Origin of the sequence: Actinoplanes sp. NBRC 101535 (genome assembly GCF_030269225.1) — a bacterium.
Taxonomy (GTDB): Bacteria; Actinomycetota; Actinomycetes; order Mycobacteriales; family Micromonosporaceae; genus Actinoplanes; species Actinoplanes rectilineatus.
Genome location: NZ_BSSY01000008.1, coordinates 85,701 through 108,869, shown reverse-complemented (window position 1 = coordinate 108,869; position 23,169 = coordinate 85,701). Strand labels below are relative to the sequence as shown.

Below are 23,169 nucleotides of genomic sequence, written 5' to 3'. Positions count from 1 at the left end.
GGCGACGGGATACTCTCATGTCCCGATCTCGCCCCGGATTGGAGGGACAGTCCCACACCACGGAGCGCGGTTTCAAGGGAATCCGAAGTAGTTTCCAAGGATGAAACGGAATCAGAATCTCTGATCCCGTCCCAACGACGTATTCGGTGGCGTCAGCCTTTGTAGAAACCGTCCGAAACGGTCAGCGCCTCGTCGATGATCGCGAGGCCTTCGCGGATCTGGTCCGCGGTCGTGGTGCAGGGCGGGACGATGTGGATGCGGTTCCCCTGGGTGAACGGCCAGAGACCGCGGTCTTTGCAGGCTTTGATCACCTGTTCCATGGGTTGGACCTCGTTGAAACCGACAAGTGGCGATTTATCCGGTGCCTTGATCAGTTCGATCGCCCAGAAGACGCCGAGCCCCCGGACCTCGCCGACGCTGGGATGCCGGTCCGCCAGCGCCGCCAGCAGCGGGGCGATGACGTCCGTGCCGAGGGCGCGGGCATGCTCGACGACCCCCTCGTCCTTGAGGATCTGCATGCCGGCCACCGCGGAGGCACACGCCAGGGGGTGACCCGAATAGGTCAGCCCACCGGGGAACGGCCGCTCCCGGAACGTCTCCGCGATCGCATCCGAGATGATCACACCGCCGAGCGGCAGGTATCCGGAGTTCACCCCCTTCGCGAAGGTGATCAGGTCTGGGACCACACCCCAGTGGTCCACCGCGAACCACTCCCCGCACCGGCCGAACCCGGCCATCACCTCGTCGGCGATCAGGACGACACCGAACTCGTCGCAGATCTCGCGTACCCCGGCCAGGTAGCCGGGCGGCGGCACCAGGATCCCGTTGGTCCCGACGACCGTCTCCAGGATGACCGCGGCGATCGTTGCCGGGCCCTCGAAGAGGATCGTGTCCCGCAGGTGCCGCAGCGCTCGTTCGGTCTCCTGCTCCGGGCTCACCGCGTGGAACGGCGACCGGTAGGGATAGGGGCCCCAGAAGTGCACGAACCCGATCGCCACCGGCTCGTTCGGCCAGCGCCGCGGATCGCCCGTGGCGGTGATCGCCGCGGCGGTGGCGCCGTGGTAGCTGCGGTAGGTGGCGAGGACCTTGTGCCGGCCGGTGTGCAGACGGGCCATCCGGATCGCGTTCTCGTTGGCCTCGGCGCCGCCACTGGTGAAGAACACCTTGTTCAGCGGCTCCGGGGCGACCTCGGCGATCATCCGGGCCGCCTCGCCGCGCTTGTCGTTGGCGAACGACGGGGCGATCGTGCACAGGCTCGCCGCCTGCTCCTGGATGGCCTGGACCATCCGCGGATGCTGGTGTCCGATGTTGACGTTGACCAGCTGCGAGGAGAAGTCCAGGTAGCGGCGGTCCCGGTAGTCCCAGAAGTAGCTGCCCTGGGCCCGCGCGATCGGCAGCGGATCGATCAGGCCCTGCGCGGACCAGGAATGGAAGACGTGCGCGCGGTCGTCCGCGCGCACGCTCTCGTCGGTGCTCATGGGTACATCTTCACCGGGTCTGCGGGAACCCCAGGTCGATCTTCGAGGTTCCGGGGTCCGGCCAGCGGGAGGTGACGACCTTGCCGCGGGTGTAGAAGTGGATGCCGTCCGGCCCGTACATGTGGCTGTCGCCGAACAGCGACGCCTTCCAGCCGCCGAACGAGTAGTAGGCGACCGGCACCGGGATCGGCACGTTGACGCCGACCATGCCGGCGTTCACGTCGAACTGGAACTGCCGGGCCGCGCCGCCGTCCCGGGTGTAGATCGCGGTGCCGTTGCCGTACTCGTTGTCGTTGACCAGCTGGAGCGCCTCGGCGTAGCTCTCCACCCGGACCACGCTCAGCACCGGGCCGAAGATCTCGTCGGTGTACACCGTCATGGCCGGCGTGACGTTGTCGAGCAGGGTCGCCCCCAGGAAGAAGCCCTGCTCCGGGAAGTCGCCGGACTTGCGGCCGTCCGCGACGACGGTCGCGCCCTCGGCCTCGCCCGCCTCGATGTAGCCGGCCACCTTGTCCCGGTGCTGCGCGGTGATCAGCGGCCCCATCTCGGACGCCGGGTCCGCGCCGTCACCGATCCTCACCTTCGGCAGCCGGGCGGCGATCGCCGCGACCAGCGGGTCGGCGATGTCCCCGACGGCCACCACCACCGAGATCGCCATGCAGCGCTCGCCGGCCGCGCCGTACCCCGCGCTGATCGCCGCGTCGGCGGCCGCGTCGAGCTCGGCGTCCGGCAGCACCACCATGTGGTTCTTGGCGCCGCCCAGCGCCTGCACCCGCTTGCCGTGCGCGGTGCCGGTCTCGTAGATGTACTTCGCGATCGGCGTGGAACCGACGAAACTGACCGCCGCGACGTCCGGGTGGACCAGGAGCGCGTCGACCGCCTCCTTATCGCCGTTGACCACGGTGAACACGCCGTCCGGCAGGCCGGCCCGCTTCCACAGCCGGGCCAGGAAGAGGCCCGCGGACGGGTCCTTCTCGCTGGGCTTGAGCACGAAGGCGTTGCCCGCGGCGATGGCGGTCGCGCACATCCACAGCGGCACCATGGCCGGGAAGTTGAACGGCGTGATGCCGGCGACCACCCCGAGCGGCTGGCGGATCGAGTAGACGTCGACGCCGGTCGCGGCCTGCTCCGAGAACGAGCCCTTGAGCAGGTGCGGGATGCCGGTGGCGAACTCGACGTTCTCCAGTCCGCGGGCGATCTCACCGGCCGCGTCGGCGAGCACCTTGCCGTGCTCGCGGGTCACGATCGCGGCCAGCTCACCGGCGTTCTCGGCGAGCAGCTCGCGGAACGCGAACAGGATCGCGGCACGCTTGGAGAGCGACGAGGAACGCCAGCTCTTGGCGGCCTCCTTGGCGATGCCGACAGCCTCGCCGACCTCCGCGGCGCTCGCCAGGTCGACCTCGGCGATCTTCTCGCCGGTGGCGGGGTTGAAGACCGGTCCGACCCGGCCCGAGGTGCCGGCGCGCTCGGCGCCGCTGATCCAGTGCGCGATGTGACTCATGCGCCGAGATTATGTGACGACCGTGGACCGAACAATCCCTTGGTTGTACTGTCACAAAATGATCCTCGGCGTTCTCCGCGAGCGGCTCGTCGACCCCAGCTCCCGCGGCCTGGCCGAGGCGGTCAGCCGCGCGGTCGGCGACGGCGCCCTGCCCGGCGGGACGAAGATGCCACCGGTGCGCACCGTCGCCACCGAACTGCGCCTCTCCCCCAGCACCGTCAACGCGGCCTGGCAGCTGCTGCGGCGCGCCGGAACCATCCGCACCGACGGGCGGCGCGGCACCGTCGTCGCCACCCCGGGCGCCGGACGATATCGGGCGGCACTGCCCCGCAGCAACGGCTTCGGGCTCGACCTGTCGACGGGCGTCCCCGACCCGCGTCTGCTCCCCCCACTGCCGGCGCTGCACGGACTCTCCCCCGCGTTCTCCTTCGCACCGACGAGCTACCTCGACGAACCGGTCCTCCCCGGGCTGGACGCCCTGCTGCGGGAGCGGTGGGCGTACCCGCCGGAACGTTTGGCGATCTTCGACGGCGCGATGGACGCGATCGACCACGTGGCGTCGGCCCTGCTGCGCCTCGGCGACGTGGCGGTGGTCGAGAACCCGTGCTTCCCACCCCTGCTCGACCTGCTGGAGGCTCTCGGCGCCCAGGTGGTCGGCGTCGACACGGACGCCGAGGGCGTGCTGCCGGACCGGCTCGCGGAGGCGTTGGCCCGGCGCCCCACCGCGGTCTTCCTCCAGCCGCGCGCCCTCAACCCCACGGGCGCGTCGTGGTCACCGTCGCGGGCCGGCGCCCTCGCCGCGGTCCTTTCCGAGCACCCCCATGTGTACGTGGTGGAGGACGATTCCGCCGGCGACCTGGCCTCCGGACCGCTCTGCTCGCTGGGCACACACCTCCCCCGGCAGACCGTGCACGTGCGCAGCTTCTCCAAGTCGCACGGCCCCGACCTGCGGCTCGCGGCGGTGAGCGCCCCGGCGACGCTGCTCGACCCGATCCTGGAACGCCGCCTACTCGGGCAGGGCTGGACAAGCAGGCTCCTGCAACACCTGCTCCTGGCACTACTGACGGACCCGGATTCGATCGCGGCGGTGGCGGCGGCCCGCACCGAGTACGCCCGCCGGCGCCACCTGGTGAGCGAGGCCCTGGCCGCGTCGGGCATCATCCTGCCGCCCGGCGAGGGCCTGAACATCTGGCTGCCGGTGGCGGACGAGCAGGCGGCCCTGCTGAGCCTGGCGAGCGCGGGCATCGGCGCGGCGGCGGGCACGGCGTTCGGGGTGGGGCCGGCCGCGTCCCCGCACCTGCGGGTGACGGTGGGCCTGATCGCCACCGATCACGCGGAGGTGGCGGCCCATCTGGTGCAGGCCGCCGGCACCGCGGCCGCGGCCATCCCCCGGTGACGCGACGTCACCCGATCCAGGTATTGATTGCCGTCAAGTAGTCATGCAACTATAGTCGTGTGACGCCGATGGTTCGCGGCTGCCCTCCGGGTTCCGTCGGTGCCGCTCTCGCCTGCCCTCCGCCCTTCCGGGGCCGACCCGCTTCCGCTCCTTCGGTGGCGGCCCGCTTCCGCTTTTCCGGTGGCGGCCCGCTTCCGGTCTTCCGGTGGCGGCCCGCTTCCGGTCTTCCGGTGGCGGCCCGCTTCCCGGGGCCGTTCGCTCCCCGGATGGCCGTTGGCCTTTCCGGGTGGCCGTTCGTTCCCCAGGTGGCCGTTCGCCTTTCCGGGCGACCGTCCGCCTTTCGAGACGGTTCGCTCGCCTTTCCGGGCGGTCGCCGGCGGGCACGTTTCGCCTACCAGGGTCGGCAGCGGGTCGTGCGAGACTCGTCGTATGACGGGCACACCTCCGGCCCACGCCGGCCCTTGGACCGAAGAGGAGTACTTGTCACTGGGCGCAACCACCGACCGGATCGAGCTGATCGACGGGAGCCTCGTGGTGAGCCCGGCACCGAACAGTCCACACCAGGAGATCTCGTACCTGTTGACGGCCGCGCTCCGCCCCACAGCCCGAGCCCACGGTTTCCGAGCCCAGCAGGCGGTGAACCTGCGCCTGGCCCCGCACCGCATCCTGATCCCGGACGTGACGGTCTCAACAGCCCCGCGGCTGTCCACCTATGTCGAGGCCGCCGACGCCGTGTTGGTAGCCGAGGTGACGTCCCCCGGCAACGCCGCCGTAGACCGCACCACAAAGCTGACCATGTACGCCGCGGCCGGCATCCCGTGGTACCTCCTGGCCGAACCGGACATGACCGACTACCGCTCCCTGACTCTGCACCTGCTCCACCTGCAGGGAGACACCTACGTCCCCCGCACCACCGCAACCGACGACGAACTCCTGCGCGCTGAGACCCCGTTCCCGATGGCGCTCACCCCCACAACCCTGCTCGACTTCTAAACCAGCCCAAGCCCGTCCCCGCGCTTCCCGGTGCGACACCCACCCGTGCAACGTCATTCTGCGAGGTCGCGCGCCGTCCGGTCTGGCGCCGTCCGGTTCCGCGCCCGTCCAGTCCCGCGTCATCCGGTCCCGCGCCCGCGCCCGTCCAGTCTGGCGCCGTCCCGTCTGGACACCTTTCGCAGTCAGGGTCTGCCTCTGTGTTGATTTCGGGCGTCCAGCGCGCCCGAAATCACCACGCGGACGGGCTTCGCACCCTGACCACGAAACATGTCTCGCGCCGTCCGGTCTTACTTCGTCACCGGCCGGAAGCTGTCGAAGACGAACTGCAGATCGTCGCGCGCCCCGTCCCACTCCGAGTCCGTGGTCTGCCAGTAGAACCCGTAGGCCTTCTTGCTGGACACCACGACCCCGCGGTTGTTGACGTGCTGCCGGGTCCCGCTCCGGGTGAACGTGAACTCCCAGTCAGCGGCCTTCTTGAAGTAGTCCACAGACTCGATCTTGATTTCCTTGTAGCTGGGGAAGTCCCCGCGCGACACCCGATACTCCGACTGACTCTGCCAGTCCTTCACCGGATTCGACTTGGGCTGATTCGTCTGGTCGATGCCGAGCACCCGCCCGTCCCCGCGGAAGTAGACAATCGTCCCCTCCTGGGAACGTTTCCACCCCTCCGGCACGTATACCCGGAATCCCGTCGCATCCTTGTAGTCCACCCACCCGTCCCGCAACGCGGGTATCCCACCCGCATCGGGACTCACGCTGGCGGCGACACTGGGGCTGGCGCTCTCGACCGGCGCGCTGGCCGACGCCTCACCCGAGGGCACTCCGTCCGTGGGCGCCGCACCCGCCGGAGACGCCTCCGCGGAGGGCTGCTGGGCGCTCTCGGTGACCGCAGCCCCTGGCCCGCTCGGCTGAGCCCCGTCCCGATCGGTGCTGTTGTTCCCGGGCCCGACCACGTAGGTCACCACCCCTACCGCCACCAGTGCCGCCACCGCAGCCGCCCCGACGACCAGCCTCCGTCGCCCGTTCCGTTCCGATGGCTCGGCCACAGCGGTCCCCGCCAGCGTCCCGGCACCGGCGGCCGCCGCCACCCGTGTCTCCCCGGTAGCCGGCGTGGCGTCCATCTGCCCCTGCCCGATCCGGGCCTTCCCCAAGGCCCGGTCACTGACGGTGCTGTTCCACGTCGCGGCCCCTGCCGCGCCGACTGCCGTACCAGGCGTCCCCGCCCCGGCAGTCCGCTGCCCGTTCTTCCCCGAGCCCGCTTCAGTCTTCGAAGCTGCTTCCGGTGCCGCTTCCGCCCGTGCTGCTTTCTTCCCCGCAGCGGCTTGCTCCGCTACGGCATCTCCCACGGCCTGCCCCGCAACGGTGTTCCCCGTTGCCGCTCGTTCTGCTGCGGCCTGCTCTGCCGCGCTCTCTCCGGCCGGGGCCTTTCCCGCCGCGGCCTTTCCCGCCGCGGATCTGTCAGCAGCGGCTTCAGCTGCCGAGGCAACGGCCTCCGGCTCGTCCCCATCAGCGGCCTTCGCGCCGCTCTCCCCCGCATCCGAGCCCACTTGCTCAGAGACCGGCGACGAAGACGCCGCGTCCGAAAGTTCTTCCAGGTCGGTGTCCGCATCCACCCGCGTGGTACTCGCGGAACCCGACGTTCCCTCACCGGCACGCTGTTTAGGAATCCGCGGCTTACCCTCCGGTTCAGCCGTCGCGCTACCCAGCCTCGAGGGCGCGCCCGCAGAGTCGGCCGCCGTACTCGTACTGCCGGCCGTAGCACCAACCGGCCCTACAGCCCTACCGTCAAGTCCTGCAGCCGTACCGGGCGCGCCTCCTGCGCCGGCAGCCACATCAGCAACTGCATCTTCGCTCGCCGCCACGCCACGCGCAGACCCGTCGCGCGCGGAAGTGTCGCGCTCAGACCCGTCGTGAACAGACCCGTCGTGAGCAGACCCGTCGTGGAGAGACCCGTCGCGCTCAGATCTGTCTGCCGTAGCCAGGCCACTCACCGCTGGAGCATCCGCCGCTGGAGCACCCGCCGCCGTGCCGTTTGCAGCTGGCGCATCCGCCGCTAGACCACTTGCCGTCGGCGCGTCCGCGGCTAGATCACTCGCTGCGGGCGCGTCCGCTGGCGAGTAGACCTCGTCGCTGGCACGGGACGCCCCGGCCGCCGCCAGGACTCGGCTGAACAGGCCGCGCCTCTTCTGTTTCGGCGCCTTGGCACTGCCCACGGTGCCGGTGACGATCGACTGGAGCATCTGCTCCGTCTCGTCGAGCCCCATCCGGACTGCCGGGTTCTTGCGCAGCAGCCTGTCCAGCACCGGCGTGAGAACTCCCGCCTGCCGCGGCGGGTCGGGCTCCTCGGTGGCGAGCGCGGTCAGCGTGGCCATGGTGGAGCCTCGCTGATAAGGGGAACGGCCCTCCACCGCGTTGTACAACGTCGCGCCCAGCGACCACAGGTCGGCCGCCGGGCCGCCCTTGCCGGTACTGGCCCGTTCCGGCGCCATGAAGTGTGGCGACCCCACCACGACGTCGGTTCGGCTGATCACGGCGTCGTCATCCATCGCCGCGATCCCGAAGTCTCCGAGCAGCACCCGGCCGTCGGTCGCGAGCAGCACGTTGGCTGGTTTCACGTCCCGGTGCTGCACGCCGGCCCGGTGCGCGGCCCGCAGCGCGGCGACCAGGTCGAGGCCTATCTGCGCCACCTGGTACGGATCCAGCGGCCCGTCCTCCACGATCACCTGCCGCAGCGACCGGGACGGCACGTACTCCATGACGATCCAGGTGCGCCCGTCCAGCTGCAGCACGTCGTACACCTGAATGACGTTCGGGTGGTTGAGTCGCGCCGCCGCCCGGGCCTCCCGCAGCGTGCGGCGCGCCGCAGCGTCGGGGTCGTCGCCCAGCGGCTGGTCCAGCTCCTTGATCGCGACGTCCCGTTCCAGGGTCTCGTCGCGGGCCAGATGCACCTCGCCCATTCCGCCGCGGCCCAGGACTTCCCCCAGCAGGTATCGTCCGGCAAGCAACACGGGCGCATCGGGCATGGCCATCGTTATACCCGCCGTCCACAACCGTCACTCCCCTCACCTCCCCTTCGTCCGGATCAGCTCTGACTGCTATAAGGCCTCGTCAGCCCGCTCCCGCCCGTTCCGTCACCGCGTTTCCGTAAATCTGCGCCCGCCCTTCGCTCCGATGGCGTCACCGCGCGTCCGCTCACCCGGTCCGGCCGCCGTACCGCGGCGCGATGTGTAGTCACCACGACACGCTCCGCCGCGACATCACACGTCGGTGGACACGACCACCGCCGGGAGCCGACACACCAGCCGCTGTCTGGCCCTGCAGTCCGCATCCTCTGTCCAGCTCAGCGGCCTGACTCAACGGCTTGGCGGTAATCGAGACAGTCGTGCGGCCGGCACCGCGGCCGTGATCGTCGCCAGCGCCAGACAGGTCGCCACCGTCGCGGTGATCGCCGGCCAGGACACCAGAACCGGCACCGCGGCGCCGACCTGCGCTGCAAGCGAACGAGCCGAACCCGCAATCGCGATCAGGCCGGCCGCCCCGCCGATGAGGGAGCCGATCGCCACCACCAGTGCCGATTCCAGGACCACCGCCCGCACCACCTGCGCCCGGGACGCCCCGGCAAGCCGGAGAACCCGATAGTCAGGACCACGCCGCCGAGCCGTCATCAGCAACGTGTTGCCCACCGCCAGCGATCCGGCTCCAGCGGACACCGCCAAGAGCAGCATCGCGAACATCTGCACCAACCGGTCGTCCTCGGCGTCTGCTTCCCGGGCGAGGTCGTCGCGGTCAGCCACGCGGGCACCGGCTCCCACCGGCCCCTCCGGGACCGGGAACGCCGCGGGGGCCAACGCTGAGGGATCGTGCCGCCGGACCGTGCCGCGAGCCAGGACCAGGTCTGCGGTGAACGGGCCGGGTGATGCGGTCCCGGACACCCGAACCGTCTCCTGATGACCGTCGGCATATGTCACCGCCACCGTCGGCCCGAAGCGGCCAGCCGCATTTTCGCTGACCAGCGCCGTGCCCGGCAGAACGTTCTCGGTACCGGAGACGACCACCGCCTGTCCCGCCACGTAGACGGTCGTGTCCAGCGGAGCGCCTCCCGACGCCGCATCACCAAGTCCGGGCACCCTGTCCGGCACCAGAACGGTCTCGGACGGCACGGTGGCGCTTCGCCGCGCCGTGTAGGCCGCAGCCGACGTCTCCACCGTCCCGGTGACGAAGACCGCGAACGCCACGGTGAACAACACCGGCGCGGCTGTCGAGGCGGTCCGTCGTACCGCTGTTCGGGCGCTCTCCCTGGCGAGTGTCGCGGTCACTCCGGTCATCGGGCCGAGCAGAACGCGGACCAGTACGGGCACTACGGCGGGTGCCAGCAGTACCGCGGCCGTGACCAAGGCGATCGCTCCCAGCAGGGCCAGCATCCCCAGCTCGCTGAGGTCCGGGGCTGCTGCTGCGGACACGCCCGCACCGACAGCACCGGCTGCGGCGACGAGACCGAGGATCCACCGTGCGCGGCTCATCGCCCGCGGTTCGAGCTCGGCGACGCGCAGCGCCTCGATCGGGCTGATCCGGGACACTCGCCGGGCTGCGATCGCCGACCCGGCAAGCGCGACCAGGGGGCCGGCGGCGAAGGACACCGCAAGAACCCAGAGCTGCCAGCGGATGTGGTAGCCGGGCGGTTCGAACCCGGCGTCGACCAGCGCGCCGGCCAAGGGCATCGCGGCCAGCCCACCCGTCACGACGCCGGCCAGCGCGGCTGGCACTCCCCGGGCCAGTGCGGAGCGATGAAGCATCGACCGCACCTGACGCGGGGTGGCGCCCACCGCCCGCAGCAGACCGATCTCGCGACGTCGCTGATCAACCGCGTAGGCGGAGGTCGACGCGACGAGGAAGACACAGGCGAACCCGGCCAGCGCCGTGGTGGCGATGAGGATCTGCATCCCGATCCACCGGGTCCGCGCGTCGACCCGGGGCTCGGCGCGACCGCGTTCGTCGCCGGTCAGCACCCGGTCACCGGCGCCGACCACGGCACGTACGGCTTCCGGGTCGGGATCGCCGGACAGTCCGATGACCCGTACACCTGGGGCGAGCCGGGCGGCCTCCTCGCCGGACACGTGGATGCCGGGCAGCGTGGTGTGCCCGCTGACCCGCCAGTCTGTCGGCCCGGCACCGGTCAGCAAGGTGACAGTGGAGCCGACCGGCACACCGAGGTCCCGGTTCACCACCACCTCGCCCTGGTCGGGTGGGTCGTCGCCGAGCCAGGCGTGACCGCTGGTGCTGTCGACGACCGGCACACCGTCGCGCAGCGGCTGGGCGTAGAAGGTGCGATCCACGACGGCCGCACGGACGCCGGGGACCGCACGCAGGCGATCGGCCAGGGACCGAGCGTCAGCAGCTGACCAGGGCACCGGCTCCGCGAACTCGTCGGGCAGGTTGCCCGCGGCGGGGCTCTGCACCAGCACCGGATATCCGGCCAGCCGTTCCGGCACTCGGGGCTGGCCGGATGTCAGCAGGAGCAGAAACGTCGTGACCAGGCCCGTCCCGAGCAGGACGGCCAGGAAGGTGCCGAGGCGGTCGCGGCTCAGCACCTCCGCTCCAACGCGGTCATCCGGTCCGCCACGGTCGTCGCGTCCGCACCGACGATCTCGTCGGTGACCCGGCCGTCCACCAGGAGCAGAACCCGATCGGCGACGGCTGCGGCCACCGGATCGTGAGTCACCATCACCACGGTCCGGCCGTGTGCGTCCACCAGTCGCCGCATCAACTCCAGCACCTGGTGTGAGGTCTGGCTGTCGAGGGCACCGGTCGGCTCGTCGGCGAAGACCACGGACGGACTGGTGAACAGTGCCCGAGCGATCGCGACTCGCTGCTGCTGGCCGCCGGAGAGCTCGCGAGGACGGTGCCCTGCCCGGTCGGCGAGGCCCACCTCGGTGAGCGCGGCCTGCACAGCGGACGGCTCCGCTCGGCGCCCGGCCAGACGTAGAGGTAAGGAGACGTTCTGCGCCGCCGTCAGCGACGAGACCAGGTTGAACTCCTGGAAGACGAATCCCACCCGGTCGCGGCGGAGTTTGGTGAGCGCCGTCTCGGCCAGGCCGTCGAGGGCCGTGCCGGCGACGGTCACGCTGCCCGAGGTGACCGGCTCCAGCCCGGCGGCGCAGTGCAGCAGGGTCGATTTCCCGGAACCGGACGGACCCATGACCGCGGTGAACGTCGCTTGGCCGAAGTGAACGGTCACCCCGTCCAGAGCGACCACGGCCCCGGCTCCGGCTCGGTAGCGCTTGTGTACCTCGTGCAGGACGACTGTCATGCCCGGAGACGATCCCGGTTTGGGTCCCGGATTTCGTCGGACCCGGGTTTGGTTCTCGGCGTCATCCCTGGGGATGCGCGAAGGCGTCCTCGCCATACCTGGGGATGACCGTCCACAGGCTGACGCGGACGGCGGCAAGCGTCGATAACCTCAACCGCGTGGCTGTCCCGTCGTTCGCCCCGCATGCCTTCCTCGTCCATCGCCTCGGCCCCGTGTCGCGGCTGGTCGTGGACGTCGCTCTGACCGCTGCCGTCCTTCTCCTCTGCTTGCACGCGGCTGCTGAGCAGCCGCTGCCACCCGCTTCCGGGCTGCAGGAACCCGCCTGGCTCACCGCGGTCGCCGCGGGTGTGCTCGCCGGCCCGCTGCTCCTGCGCCGCCGGTGGCCGCTCGTGAGCAGTCTCGTCATCGGCACAGCGGGCGGGGTCGCCATCGGCACCGGTGTCGTCCCGGACTACGCATCCACAGGCCCGGTGGTGGCCGCCGGTGTCGCGCTGTATGCGCTCGGTCTTCGGACGTCCGGTCGCCGGGGGACGGCCGGGGCGGTGACGGCGACCGGGCTGCTACTCATCGGGACGGCCGTCGCCGACATCTCCGCGGACGGCCCCGGCCCAGCCGGGACGGCGTTCGCCGGTCTGGTCTGCGCAGCGAGCTGGGCGGTCGGCTGGACATTGCGGGAACGCCGCCGGCACACCGCGCTCGCCGCCACGCAGAACACCGCACGCGCTGTCGCGGAGGAACGCATGCGCATCGCCCGGGAGATGCACGACATCGTCGGCCACAGCCTGGCCCTGATCTCCGTCAAGGCATCCGTCGCCACTCACGTCGCGGAGCAACATCCGGAGGAAGCCGGGAAGGCCCTCCAGGTGATCGAGACGGCCAGCCGGAGCGCTCTGGCCGAGCTTCGGCGGGCGGTGGGCGCCATACGCACCGAAGCGGCGTTCGCCCCCTCGCCGACTCTCGAGGATCTGACCAGCCTCGCCGGTCAGGCGGGTGATGCCGGGGTCCAGGTGCGACTCGACATCCAGGGCGGCGACGACGCGCCCGAGGGTGTCGTCGTGGCGGCCTACCGGATCGTGCAGGAGTCCCTGACCAACGTGGTGAAACACGCCGCCCCGGCCGTGTGCTGGGTACACATTCGAGGAACCAGAAGGCAGCTGGACGTAGTGGTGAGCAACGAAATGGCATGGCACGGTGCGGTCGCCGTGGACGGCACCGGAATCATCGGGATGCGGGAACGAGTGGCCGCCTACGGCGGGACATTCAGCGCGGGGCCACAGGACGACGATCGATTCACCGTCACTGCGACCCTTCCGTACGAATCATGAGCAGTGACACCCTGGCCTCGGTCCGGGTCCTGATCGCCGAGGATCAGGAACTCCTGCGAGCCAGCCTCAGGCTGCTGGTGGAGGCCACACCAGGTCTCCAGGTCGTCGGCGACGTCGGGACGGGTGTGGAAGCGGTGGAACTCGCCCGCAAGGAACAACCGGACGTCGTGCTCATGGACATCCGGATGCCCAAGCTCGGCGGCATCGACGCAACCCGGCAGATCTGCGGTGATCCCCTGACACCCAGCACCCGGGTGCTCATCCTGACCACGTTCGACTTCGACGAATACGTGTTCGCCGCGCTCCGCGCCGGTGCCAGCGGGTTTCTACTCAAGGACGCCAAGCCGGCCGAACTTCTGGGCGCGGTCCGCGTGGTGGCCGACGGGGAGGCCCTGCTCTCCCCGGCCATCACGCGGCGACTCATCGACCACTTCTCCGCCCGGCCGGAACCCGCGAGCCGCCCAGCCTTGGAACTCGCCGAGCTGACCGACCGTGAACGGGAGGTTCTCACCCTGGTCGCCGAAGGGCTTTCCAACACCGAGATCGCGGAGTATCTGCGGCTCAGTCTCGCCACGGTGAAAACTCATATCGGACGTCTGCTGGCCAAGCTGCGTGCTCGGGACCGTGCCCAGCTCGTGATCGTCGCCTACGAGACGGGGCTGGTGGTCCCAGCACGCTGACGATTCGCGCGATTAGTCAGGTTTGACCGGGGTACGTGGTGGCGGACGAGGGCTCAGGACGGAGGGACCATGAGGCACACCGACGCAGAAGCTGATCATGCGCAGTCTGAGAACGCGCGGACGGCGCAGCTGATCGGTCAGCTCAGCGATCAGGTGACCACCCTGGTCCGGGACGAGTTGGCCGCCGCCCGGCTGGAACTGGCCGAGAAGGGCCGGCGGGCCGGCAAGGGCGCGGGGCTGACCAGCGCGAGCGGCGTCATGGCGGTGTACGGCCTGGGCACCTTGTTCCTCACAGCGGGAGCCGCACTGGCGCTGGTAATGCCGGCCTGGACCGCCGCCATCGTGGTGGCCTTGCTCTTGCTCGCCATCGCGGCCCTCCTGGCCCTCGGCGGCAAACACGAGGTTCAACAGGCGATCCCGCCCACCCCGGAGACAGCGCTGGCAAGCGGCCGCCGAGACGTGGCGGCCTTCGTGGCCGCGGCCCGCCACGGGAGGAACTCATGAGCGCCGACAACCCGACGTCGCCACACGACAGCGCCCGCGACGGCCGATCCCCCGCAAAGAATCACCCCATCACCCCGACCACCCCTGGAGCCAAGGCGTCGTCACCCACCTCAGCAAAGCCCGGAGTTCAGGCGGCATCGGCTCCCCCGGCAAAGCCTGGAGCCGGGACGGCGTCGGCCAGCTCGCCTAAGCCCGCGGACAAAACACCCCCGGCGACGTCCGCGGATTCCTCTCCCACCGAGAAAGCTCCCTCAGCCACGTCTTCGAGTTCACGCTCGGGCTCGGACGGAACTGCGGGTTCAGGCTCGAAAACGACTTCGGGATCGGGATCGGGATCGGGATCAAAACCGCCGGCTACCCCGAAGCCGCCCGCCTCACCGAAGCCGCCCGCCTCTTCCCAGCACGTCGCTTCGCCGAAACCGCCCACCTCGTCGCAGTCTTCCACCTCACCGAAGCCGTCGACTCCCGCTAAGTCACCCGCTACGGCAACACCCCCAACACCCCCAGGACCCGCAGGACCCGCCAACAAGCAGACAACAGCAGCAGGGCAGACGCCGGCGCATGACGGTTCCAAGCCCACTGGCAATGCCGCAGCCAACCAACCAGCTGGGCAGCCGGGAGGCAAACAGGCAGGGTCGGCTCCCGTGCCCGCCTCCGCCAAAGGCAACAAACCGGCCGGCCAAAATCAGGGGCACCAGAACCACGGGAAGCAGGCCCCCTCGAAACCGCCGGGAAACGGCGGATCCACGTCGAGTGGCGGCACGTCCTCGTCCTCGAGGCCGGGTCCCAACAATCGCGCGATCGGCCGCGCCAAGGTCGCCACGCCGCCGACCAGCACCCCCAGCTCTCCGCCGAAGCCGTCGGCCTCCCGGTCCCAACCAGACTCGGCCAAGGTTCCTCCCCCGCCGGCTTCCGTGCCGGCACCCGCCGCACCCCCAACGGCCACCAAACCTGCGTCCGCCGCGAGTTCAGCCTCACCGGACACCCCGCCAGCAGCCACCGCAGGCTCAGCCTCATCAGCCGTCAAGCCGGCATCCGCCGCAAGCTCAACCGCACCGAGCCTCAAGTCGTCAGCTGCCGAAAGCTCAATCGCGCCCAAAACTCCGGATGCCGAAGTCGCGCAGCTCAAGGTGGGCTCAGAAACGGGGAGCGACGCTCTGGACGGTGCCGGTGCGTCTGCCGGAAACGGCGCAGAAGGCGCCGCTGTCGGCGAAGCTGGAACTGGCTCGGCCGGCAAGGCCACCTCATCAGGCGAGGCCGACGGTTCAAGCAAGACCGGCGGTTCAGACGTGACGGACGGCTCGAGCAAGACCGACGGCTCAGGTAAGGCCGGTGACGCGGGCGAGGCTGAGACGCGGGGCACGTCGAATACATCCGATAAGGGTAGTTCGCAGGACGACACCCGCTCGGCGGGCGAGGACGACTCGCGCGGTGGGACGGCTACATCAGACAAGGTTGGCGCACCGGTGAAGACAGAGGCTCAGCAGAAGACAGGGGCAGGACCGGGCTCGGCAGGTAAGGGCCAGGCCACGGCGGGTTCCACCGGCGAGAACGAGGTCCGCGCGACCAGCCGACCTAGCGGTTCGCCGGCGCCCGTGGCGGGCGACAAGTCAGTGGCGGGCGACAAGTCGGTGTCGTCCGCTACGGCTGAGTCCAGGCCCGCCGCCTCCTCCCCGAAAACCACCGGTCCTGAATCCGGGAACGCCTCCTCCTCGCTGAAGACCACCAGCGCTGAAACCGAGGCTGCCGCTCCCTCCCCGAAGAGCAGCAGCCCTGGATCCGAGAACGCCGCCTCCTCCTCGAAGACCGCCGGCGCCGAAACCGGGACTGCTGCATCCTCCGCCCTCTCGTCGAAGGGCGCTGAGCCCGGAGCCGAGACTGGCGGATCATCGGCGAAGAGCGCTGCTTCCGAGTCGGAGACTGCCGCTTCGCCGCAGAGGACTGAACAGAAGGCCGATGGGCCTGGTAACGACGCCGCCAGCACAGCGAAGCGTCCTGCTGGGGACGGAAAGGGAAACGCTGCCGTTGATGCGAGGACTGGCAGCGCTGAGCAGGAAGCGGCCGCTACTGCTGAACGGGTTGCTGCCAACAGTGGTGGCCATGCCAAACAGACTGTGGCGGAAACCGGCGTCCACGTGGCTGAGTATGCGGCGGAGGCCGCCGAACATGCGGGGGCTGTGCTGGGTTCGGTTCCTCGGCGGGTCGGCGCGGAACCTCAGCGGTATGCTCTGATCGGCGCGGCTCTGGCCGCGGCCGCGGTGGGCGTGATCCTCATCCGGAGGGCTCGCCGATAGGACGAAATCGGGCGCGGCGCGAACCACCACCCTGATCGGCAACTTGGTCGGCGCTCTAGTCAGCGCCGACGGCTCTACCTGCTCCCGGCCTGCTCCCGGGCCTGCTCCCGGGCCTACTCCCGGGCTCATCTCATCACTGCCGCTGGGCCTCACGTCACCACTGCCGCCGAGCCCCACGTCATCACTGCCGCTGGGCCTCAGCGCGCCTGGAGGGCTCGCCGTAGAGACGGCTTCGGGGGTCGCCGCGCAGCTCATGTCGTGGCCAGCGCGATCCGCCGCCTCGGGACGTGAGCCTCGCCCGGGACTGCTTGCCGGCAGGATGACGTCGGGCGCATCGCTGAGTAGGTCCTGGTCGGCACGGTCCTGGCTGCCGCCGCCCCGGGGCCTGGGATCGATCCGGGGTGACTCGCCGCGCGATGACGATTTCGGGTGCTGTGCGGGTTTCGGGGTACGCGGTGCACGCCCCTGCGGGCTGACGCCTCGTCGGCCCGCTGAACAGGCTGGCGCGGGTTCGAACCCACGAACCCATATTTACGACCACGAGCGCGGACTCGTCCGGCAGCGCCGACCGCGAAAACGCTGCCTGATCGTCGCGTCTGCGGTGGATGGCTGGGCGGACGGGTGCTTCGACGGGACCACGGCCGGCCTTCAAGGCAGAGACAGGGCGCGAGGCGGCACCGGCGGATCAGGCAGGCGCCGCCGGACCGGGACAAGGCCCCGGCCGCGCACCCCGAACGGATTCTCGCCCCCGATCATTGAAACGTCTCACAGGCGGGGCGGTCAGCGCGCCGCTGCTGCGGCCGTGGATCTTCTGGCCTATCAAGTGTCAACTCTTGACCCTGCCCTAACGGGATCGTAACGTGAGTCACACCTCGCATAGAACGTTTCAACAAGCCCTTTCACAGGAGGCGTCATGCGCCCTCGGTTCACTGCGGCCGTCGCTCTCACGGCGACCGCCGCCCTTGCCCTCACGGGCTGTACCAAGAAGAACGACACCGACACCGCGGCGGGTGGTGACGCCGGCGCCAAGACGTACAAGGTGGCTTTCGTCCCGAAGCTGCAAGGTGTGCCCTACTTCGAGGCGATGAACGCCGGCGGCAAGGAGGCGGCTGCCGCGCTCGGCAACGTCGAGTGGCTCTACCAGGGGCCGACGCAGGCGGACGCGGCCGCGCAGGCCGACATCGTCCGCTCCTACATCCAGCAGAAGGTCGACGCGCTGATCGTGGCGCCGAACGACCCGGACAGCATGGCCCCGCTGCTGCAGCAGGCCAAGGACGCCGGCATTCACGTCGCGACCGCCGACACCGACGCTCCGTCCAGCGTGCGGGAGGTCTTCGTCAACCAGGCCACCGCCGACGGCATCGGCCAGGGGCTCACCGATGCGCTGCTCACCGCGATGGGCGGCAAGGGCAAGTATGCGATCGTCTCCTGCGGCCAGACCGCCGAGAACCTGAACGCCTGGATCGAGGTGCAGAAGGCGTACACGAAGGAGAAGTACCCGGAGGCCCAGATCGTCGACATCGTCTACGCCGGTGAGGATCAGGCGAAGGCGACACAGATGGCGACCGACCTGATGAACGCGCACCCGGACCTGACCGGCCTGGTCGGCGAGTGCACGTCGAGCGCCCCGGGTGTGGCGCAGGCCGTCAAGGACGCCGGGAAGATCGGCAAGGTGTTCACGGTGGGCCTGGGCACGCCGCAGGCGATGAAGCCGTACCTGCAGGACAAGTCGTCGACTGCCGCGATCCTCTGGGACGTGGAGAACCTGGGCTACCTGACCGCGTGGGCCGGTGCCCAGATCGCGCAGGGCAAGTCGTTCGAGGCCACCAACAACGTGTCCGGTGACCTGTCCGCGGTGACGTACGACAGCGCGAGCAAGATGCTGCTGCTCGGCCCGGCGCTCGCGATCACCGACCAGAACGTCGACCAGTTCAACTACTGATGACCGAGACGATCGATACCCCGCGACTGCGCCTGACCGCTGTGTCCAAGCGGTTCGGCGCGGTTCGGGCCATTCAGCACGCCGACATGACCGTCCGGGCGGGCACTGTGCACGCCCTGGTCGGGGAGAACGGCGCCGGCAAGTCCACCATGATCAAGATCGTTGCCGGGGCGGTCACCGCGGACACCGGTGAGATCGAGTTCGACGGGGCGCCGGCCCGGATCGCCTCCACCACGGACGCGATCGGGCTCGGCATCGCCACCGTCTACCAGGAACCGCAGTTGTTCCCGGAGCTGACCGTGGCCGAGAACATCTTCCTCGGCCGCGAGATGAAGAAAAACGGAAGGATCGACTGGGCCGGGCAGAACGCGCGCGTGGTCGAACTCCTGGCCCTGCTCGGGCTGCCGGGCCGCTACGCCACCGCCACCGTCGGCGACCTGTCGGTGGCCGAGCAGCAGCAGGTGTCGATCGCGAAGGCGCTGTCCGGCGACGCGAAGGTGCTGATTCTCGACGAGCCGTCGGCGATCCTCACCGACGCCGAGATCGAGGTGCTGTTCGACGTGGTCCGGCGCCTCACCGCCTCCGGGGTGTCGGTCATCTACATCTCGCACCGGCTGGACGAGTTGTTCCGGATCGCCGACGAGGTCACCGTCATGCGCGACGGGCGGACCATCGGGACGTACCCCATCGGTGATCTGAGCGTGCGCCAGATCGCGCACCTGATGGTGGGCGGGGAACTCTCCGACGAGCGTCCGCACCGGCAGGTCCCGGACGGGCCGGCGGTGCTGGAGTTGCGCGGGCTGGGCCGGGAGAGCCGTTTCCACGACGTGGACGTCACGGTCAAAGCGGGTGAGATCGTCGCCCTCTACGGGCTGGTCGGCAGTGGTGTCTCCGAGATCGCCGCCTGCATCTACGGCATCGATCGCGCCACATCCGGGGAAATACATTTGAATCAGCAGAGAGTCACGCCGCGCAACCCGGGCCACGCGCAGAGACTCGGCATCGCGCTCCTGCCGGCGAACCGCAAGGTCGAGGGCATGTTCGGCTTCCAGTCGATCGCCTTCAACATCTCGGCCGGCCACCTCAAGCTGCTGTCCCGGTTCGGCGTCCTGGTCGACCGGGCGAGGGAGAAGACCGTCGCCACCGACATGATCAAGCGGCTGGCGGTGAAGACGCCGCACGAGCGTCAGCCGATCAGCGCCATGTCCGGCGGCAACGCGCAGAAGGTGGTGCTGGCCCGGCAACTGGTCGAGCGCCCGACGGTGCTGGTCCTCGCCGAGCCGACGCAGGGCGTGGACGTCGGCGCCAAGGAGGAGATCCACCGGCTGATCACCGAGCTGGCGCAGGAGGGCACCGCCGTCCTGGTGGTCACCTCGGACCTGCCGGAGGCGCTGCGGATCGCCGACCGCATCCAGGTGGTGCGGCGCGGCACGACGACCGACGAGTTCGGCCCGGACGCGAGCCAGGTCGACCTGCTGGCGGCGGCTGCGGGAGGCACGGAATGACCACGGAGTCGTTGAACAAAAACGATAAAACCGAAAAAAACGAAAAATCGCCTAAGCGGGTACGCGTCCTGCCGGCGCCCGTCACCGGCCAGGAGGTCGTCCTCGTCGGCGTGATCGCGCTCCTCTGGGCCGGCCTGGCCCTGAGCACGCCCGCGTTCCTGACCGCCGGCTCGATCCAGCCGCTGCTCGTCGCCACCGCCCCGATCGCGCTGATCGGCGTCGGCATGACGATCGTGATCATCACAGGCGGTATCGACGTCTCGGTCGGCGGCGCGATCATGGTCTGTTCGGTACTGACCGCGAAGACCCTGGTCGGCTCCGGGGTGAACCTCGGCGTCGCGGTCCTGCTGTCGGTGCTGACCGGCGGTGTGCTGGGCCTGGTCAACGGGGTGCTGATCGCCTACGGGCGGGTGCACGCCATCATCATCACGTTCGGCACCGCGAACCTGTTCATGTTCCTCGGGCTGCAGATCTTCGGCTCGGGCACGGTGAACGGGATCCCCGGCACGCTCGCCTTCTTCGGCCGCGGACCGGACGGCCGGACGCTCGGTGTCCCGCACGCCTTCCTGATCACCGTCCTGGTCACCGCGGCGGCCTGGTGGTACCTGCGGCACACCGCGGGCGGCCGGCACTTCTTCGCCATCGGCGGCGACGCCCAGGCGGCCCGGCTGGCGGGCGTCCGGGTGCAGCGGCGCGTGCTTCTCGCGTACACGACGACGGGTCTGCTCGTGGGTCTGGCCTCGTGTTTCGTGATCGCCCAGGGAACGTCGACGCTGGATCAGACCGTCGGGTCGGGCAAGGAACTGGCGGTGATCGCCGCGGTGGTCATCGGCGGAACCTCGATCATGGGCGGGCGCGGTTCGGTGCTCGGCACCCTGCTCGGCGCGCTGCTCGTGCAGTCGGTGGCGTCCGGGGTGACCCAGCTGGGCTGGCGGTCACAGCTGTCCGACCTGTTCGTCGGCATCTTCATCATCGTGGCGGTCGGTGCCGACCTGCTGCGGGCGCGGGCGCGGAGGTCCCGATGACTACGACAACCCGGGGAAGATCCGACATCACGCGACTGCTCCTCACCCAGCGTATCCCCCTGCTGGCCGTCCTGATCGTCGTCGTGGTGGTCACGTTCTTCATCAACGACGCGGGCGGCTACCTGACCGCCTCCTACGACTTCGACTACATGTCGGCGTCGCTGATCAGCGCCGTGCCGCTGGCCATGCTCGGCCTTGCCGAACTGATCGTCATCCTCTCCGGACGCGGCGGCATCGACCTCAGCGTCGGCGCCATCGTCTCCCTCTCCGGGATGATCTTCGGTTTCGCGTACGGCCAATGGGGCTGGCCCCTGTGGTTCGCGATCATCGCCACGGTGCTGTTCGGCGGGCTCTGCGGCGCGGTCAACGGTGTCCTGGTCAGCTACATCGGCTTCCCGGCGTTGATCGCCACGCTGGCCACGTTCTACGCCTTCAAGTCGATCGCCATCGTGATCAACAACCAGCAGCCGATCAGCACACCGCCGATCCAGGAGCTCTACTCACTGAGCAAATCGGTGGAACTCCCGGTCATCGGCGCCTCCATCCCGGACGTACCCCTCGGGATCTTCACCTTCCTGCTCCCCACGGTCGTCGCCGTCTGGCTCCTGCTCGCCAGGACCGCCTACGGCCGCCGCCTGTACGCGATCGGCACCAACGACGTCGCCGCCCGCTGGTCCGGACTGCCCGTCCGGGACACCCGTTTCAAGGCGTACGTCTACGCCGGCCTGATCTCCGGCCTCGTCGCCGTGGTCACCGTCGCACAGTTCGCCTCCGCCCGCCCCGACGCGGGCGTCTCCGGCAGCGGCATGGCGCTGCCGGCCATCACCATCGCCGTGCTCGGCGGGGTGGCGATCACCGGAGGCATCGGCAGAGTCGCCGGCGTCGTCCTCGCCACCCTGCTGATCGTCTGGCTGAACGCCGGCATCCTGCTCGCGTTCGTCGGCAACGAGGGCTCGCAGTACCAGCTCCTCGCCCTCGGCACCGTCCTCGTCTTCGCGGCCCTGCTGAACGGCCTGACCACCCGACGCTACGGAGGAACCGTATGAACCTCAGTGCACTGGACGACTTCACCATCGAGGTCCCGAGCTGGGCCTACGGCAACTCGGGGACACGGTTCAAGGTCTTCACCATGCCCGGCGGGCCGCGCAACCCGTACGAGAAGATCAGCGACGCCGCGCAGGTGAACCGCCTGACCGGCCTCGCACCGCGGGTGTCGATCCACATCCCCTGGGACCTCGTCGACGACTGGTCGGACCTGCGCGCGCACGCCGAGAAGCTGGGCGTGAAGCTGGGCGCGGTCAACTCGAACGTGTTCCAGGACGACGACTACAAGCTCGGTTCGCTGTGCCACCCGGAGAAGCGGGTCCGCGACAAGGCGATCGCGCACCACAAGCTCTGCCTGGACGTGATGCGCCAGACCGGATCGACGGACCTGAAGATCTGGCTGCCGGACGGCCTGAACTATCCCGGTCAGGACTCGCTGCGCGGCCGGCAGGACCGGCTGGCCGACTCGCTGCAGCAGATCTACGCGGCGATGGACGACGACCAGCGGCTGCTGCTGGAGTACAAGTTCTTCGAGCCGTACTTCTACAGCATGGACATCCCGGACTGGGGCACCTCGCTGGTGCACTGCCTGGCCCTCGGTGACAGGGCGTCGGTGGTGCTCGACACCGGCCACCACGCCCCCGGCACCAACATCGAGTTCATCGTGATGCAGCTGCTGCGCGTCAAGAAGCTGGGGGCGTTCGACTTCAACTCCCGCTTCTACGCCGACGACGACCTCATCGTCGGTTCGGCGGACCCGTTCCAGCTGTTCCGCATCCTGAGCGAGATCGTGTCGCTGGGCGCGCACCGGCCCGAGTCCGGGGTCAACTTCATGCTCGACCAGTGCCACAACATCGAGGAGAAGATCCCGGGTCAGATCCGCTCGGTCCTCAACGTGGAGCAGGCGCTGGCCAAGGCCCTGCAGGTCGACCAGGAGGCGCTGGCCGCCGCCCAGGTCGAGGGCGATGTGCTGGGCGCCCACGCGGTGCTGATGGACGCCTACGAGACTGATGTGCGGGGCGCCCTGGCGGACCGGCGCGAACAGCGGGGCCTTCCCCGCGACCCGCTGGCGGCTTACCGGCATTCGGGGTACGCGGAAAGCATCGCGACCACCCGCACCGGCGGCGCGCAACTCAGCTGGGGAGCCTAGGCACCCAACCGGACGGGGCGGCGAA

At 69.7% G+C, this 23,169-nt stretch carries 17 protein-coding genes; 10 read left to right on the top strand and 7 right to left on the bottom strand.

Annotation, left to right across the window (positions count from 1 at the left end; translation table 11 throughout):
* Positions 1–152: 152 nt before the first annotated feature.
* Entirely contained in the window at positions 153–1,478 is a 1,326-nt protein-coding gene (locus tag QSK32_RS22875) for an aspartate aminotransferase family protein (protein ID WP_285473102.1), read from the bottom strand.
* A gap of 10 nt (positions 1,479–1,488) precedes the next feature.
* Entirely contained in the window at positions 1,489–2,979 is a 1,491-nt protein-coding gene (locus QSK32_RS22870) for a CoA-acylating methylmalonate-semialdehyde dehydrogenase (protein ID WP_045747452.1), read from the bottom strand.
* Positions 2,980–3,037: 58 nt separating this feature from the next.
* Here QSK32_RS22870 and QSK32_RS22865 point away from each other — a divergent pair, with 58 nt between their 5' ends.
* Both QSK32_RS22865 and QSK32_RS22860 read left to right on the top strand, forming a co-directional pair.
* A complete protein-coding gene (locus QSK32_RS22865) occupies positions 3,038–4,375 on the top strand; it encodes an aminotransferase class I/II-fold pyridoxal phosphate-dependent enzyme (protein ID WP_285473101.1) in 1,338 nt (445 codons plus the stop codon).
* A 480-nt stretch (positions 4,376–4,855) separates the two neighbouring features.
* Positions 4,856–5,368 carry a Uma2 family endonuclease gene (locus QSK32_RS22860; protein ID WP_245674304.1) on the top strand — a complete coding sequence of 171 codons (513 nt, stop codon included), beginning with the start codon at positions 4,856–4,858 and terminating at the stop codon, positions 5,366–5,368.
* Between the two features lie 287 nt (positions 5,369–5,655).
* Here QSK32_RS22860 and QSK32_RS22855 read toward each other — a convergent pair whose 3' ends face one another.
* The 3 genes from QSK32_RS22855 to QSK32_RS22845 all read right to left on the bottom strand — a co-directional run bounded on the left by QSK32_RS22855 (position 5,656) and on the right by QSK32_RS22845 (position 11,675).
* Entirely contained in the window at positions 5,656–8,391 is a 2,736-nt protein-coding gene (locus tag QSK32_RS22855) for a serine/threonine-protein kinase (protein ID WP_285473100.1), read from the bottom strand.
* 330 nt (positions 8,392–8,721) lie between these two features.
* A complete protein-coding gene (locus tag QSK32_RS22850) occupies positions 8,722–10,956 on the bottom strand; it encodes an ABC transporter permease (protein WP_285473099.1) in 2,235 nt (744 codons plus the stop codon).
* Positions 10,950–11,675, bottom strand: a complete 726-nt coding sequence (locus tag QSK32_RS22845; protein ID WP_285473098.1) for an ABC transporter ATP-binding protein — start codon at positions 11,673–11,675, stop codon at positions 10,950–10,952. The genes QSK32_RS22850 and QSK32_RS22845 overlap by 7 nt, the downstream gene beginning before the upstream one ends.
* 158 nt (positions 11,676–11,833) lie before the next feature.
* Here QSK32_RS22845 and QSK32_RS22840 point away from each other — a divergent pair, with 158 nt between their 5' ends.
* The 3 genes from QSK32_RS22840 to QSK32_RS22830 all read left to right on the top strand — a co-directional run bounded on the left by QSK32_RS22840 (position 11,834) and on the right by QSK32_RS22830 (position 14,184).
* Positions 11,834–13,000 (top strand): sensor histidine kinase, encoded by a 1,167-nt coding sequence (locus QSK32_RS22840; RefSeq protein ID WP_285473097.1) that lies wholly within the window; start codon positions 11,834–11,836, stop codon positions 12,998–13,000.
* Complete coding sequence (locus QSK32_RS22835; RefSeq protein WP_045747457.1) at positions 12,997–13,680, top strand: response regulator; 684 nt, start codon at positions 12,997–12,999, stop codon at positions 13,678–13,680. The genes QSK32_RS22840 and QSK32_RS22835 overlap by 4 nt, the downstream gene beginning before the upstream one ends.
* Before the next feature lie 69 nt (positions 13,681–13,749).
* The gene (locus tag QSK32_RS22830) at positions 13,750–14,184 is read left to right on the top strand and encodes a phage holin family protein (RefSeq protein ID WP_285473096.1); all 435 of its coding nucleotides are present in this window, start codon (positions 13,750–13,752) and stop codon (positions 14,182–14,184) included.
* A 127-nt stretch (positions 14,185–14,311) separates the two neighbouring features.
* Here the strand turns inward: QSK32_RS22830 and QSK32_RS22825 are convergent, their stop codons facing one another.
* Complete coding sequence (locus QSK32_RS22825; RefSeq protein WP_285473095.1) at positions 14,312–14,629, bottom strand: hypothetical protein; 318 nt, start codon at positions 14,627–14,629, stop codon at positions 14,312–14,314.
* Between the two features lie 240 nt (positions 14,630–14,869).
* A complete protein-coding gene (locus tag QSK32_RS22820) occupies positions 14,870–15,076 on the bottom strand; it encodes a hypothetical protein (protein WP_285473094.1) in 207 nt (68 codons plus the stop codon).
* Between the two features lie 2,315 nt (positions 15,077–17,391).
* On the opposite strand from QSK32_RS22820, the gene QSK32_RS22815 reads away from it, so the two are divergent.
* The 5 genes from QSK32_RS22815 to rhaI all read left to right on the top strand — a co-directional run bounded on the left by QSK32_RS22815 (position 17,392) and on the right by rhaI (position 23,144).
* Complete coding sequence (locus QSK32_RS22815) at positions 17,392–18,420, top strand: autoinducer 2 ABC transporter substrate-binding protein (RefSeq protein WP_045747461.1); 1,029 nt, start codon at positions 17,392–17,394, stop codon at positions 18,418–18,420.
* Positions 18,420–19,925, top strand: a complete 1,506-nt coding sequence (locus QSK32_RS22810) for a sugar ABC transporter ATP-binding protein (protein ID WP_045747462.1) — start codon at positions 18,420–18,422, stop codon at positions 19,923–19,925. Before QSK32_RS22815 ends, QSK32_RS22810 begins: the two co-directional genes overlap by 1 nt.
* A 110-nt stretch (positions 19,926–20,035) precedes the next feature.
* Positions 20,036–20,950, top strand: coding sequence for an ABC transporter permease (locus QSK32_RS22805; protein WP_245674306.1), 915 nt, complete (start codon positions 20,036–20,038; stop codon positions 20,948–20,950).
* On the top strand, positions 20,947–21,996 hold the full coding sequence (locus QSK32_RS22800) for an ABC transporter permease (protein ID WP_285473093.1): 1,050 nt from the start codon (positions 20,947–20,949) through the stop codon (positions 21,994–21,996). The genes QSK32_RS22805 and QSK32_RS22800 overlap by 4 nt, the downstream gene beginning before the upstream one ends.
* Positions 21,993–23,144, top strand: coding sequence for an L-rhamnose isomerase (gene rhaI, locus QSK32_RS22795; protein ID WP_285473092.1), 1,152 nt, complete (start codon positions 21,993–21,995; stop codon positions 23,142–23,144). The genes QSK32_RS22800 and rhaI overlap by 4 nt, the downstream gene beginning before the upstream one ends.
* Positions 23,145–23,169: the final 25 nt, after the last annotated feature.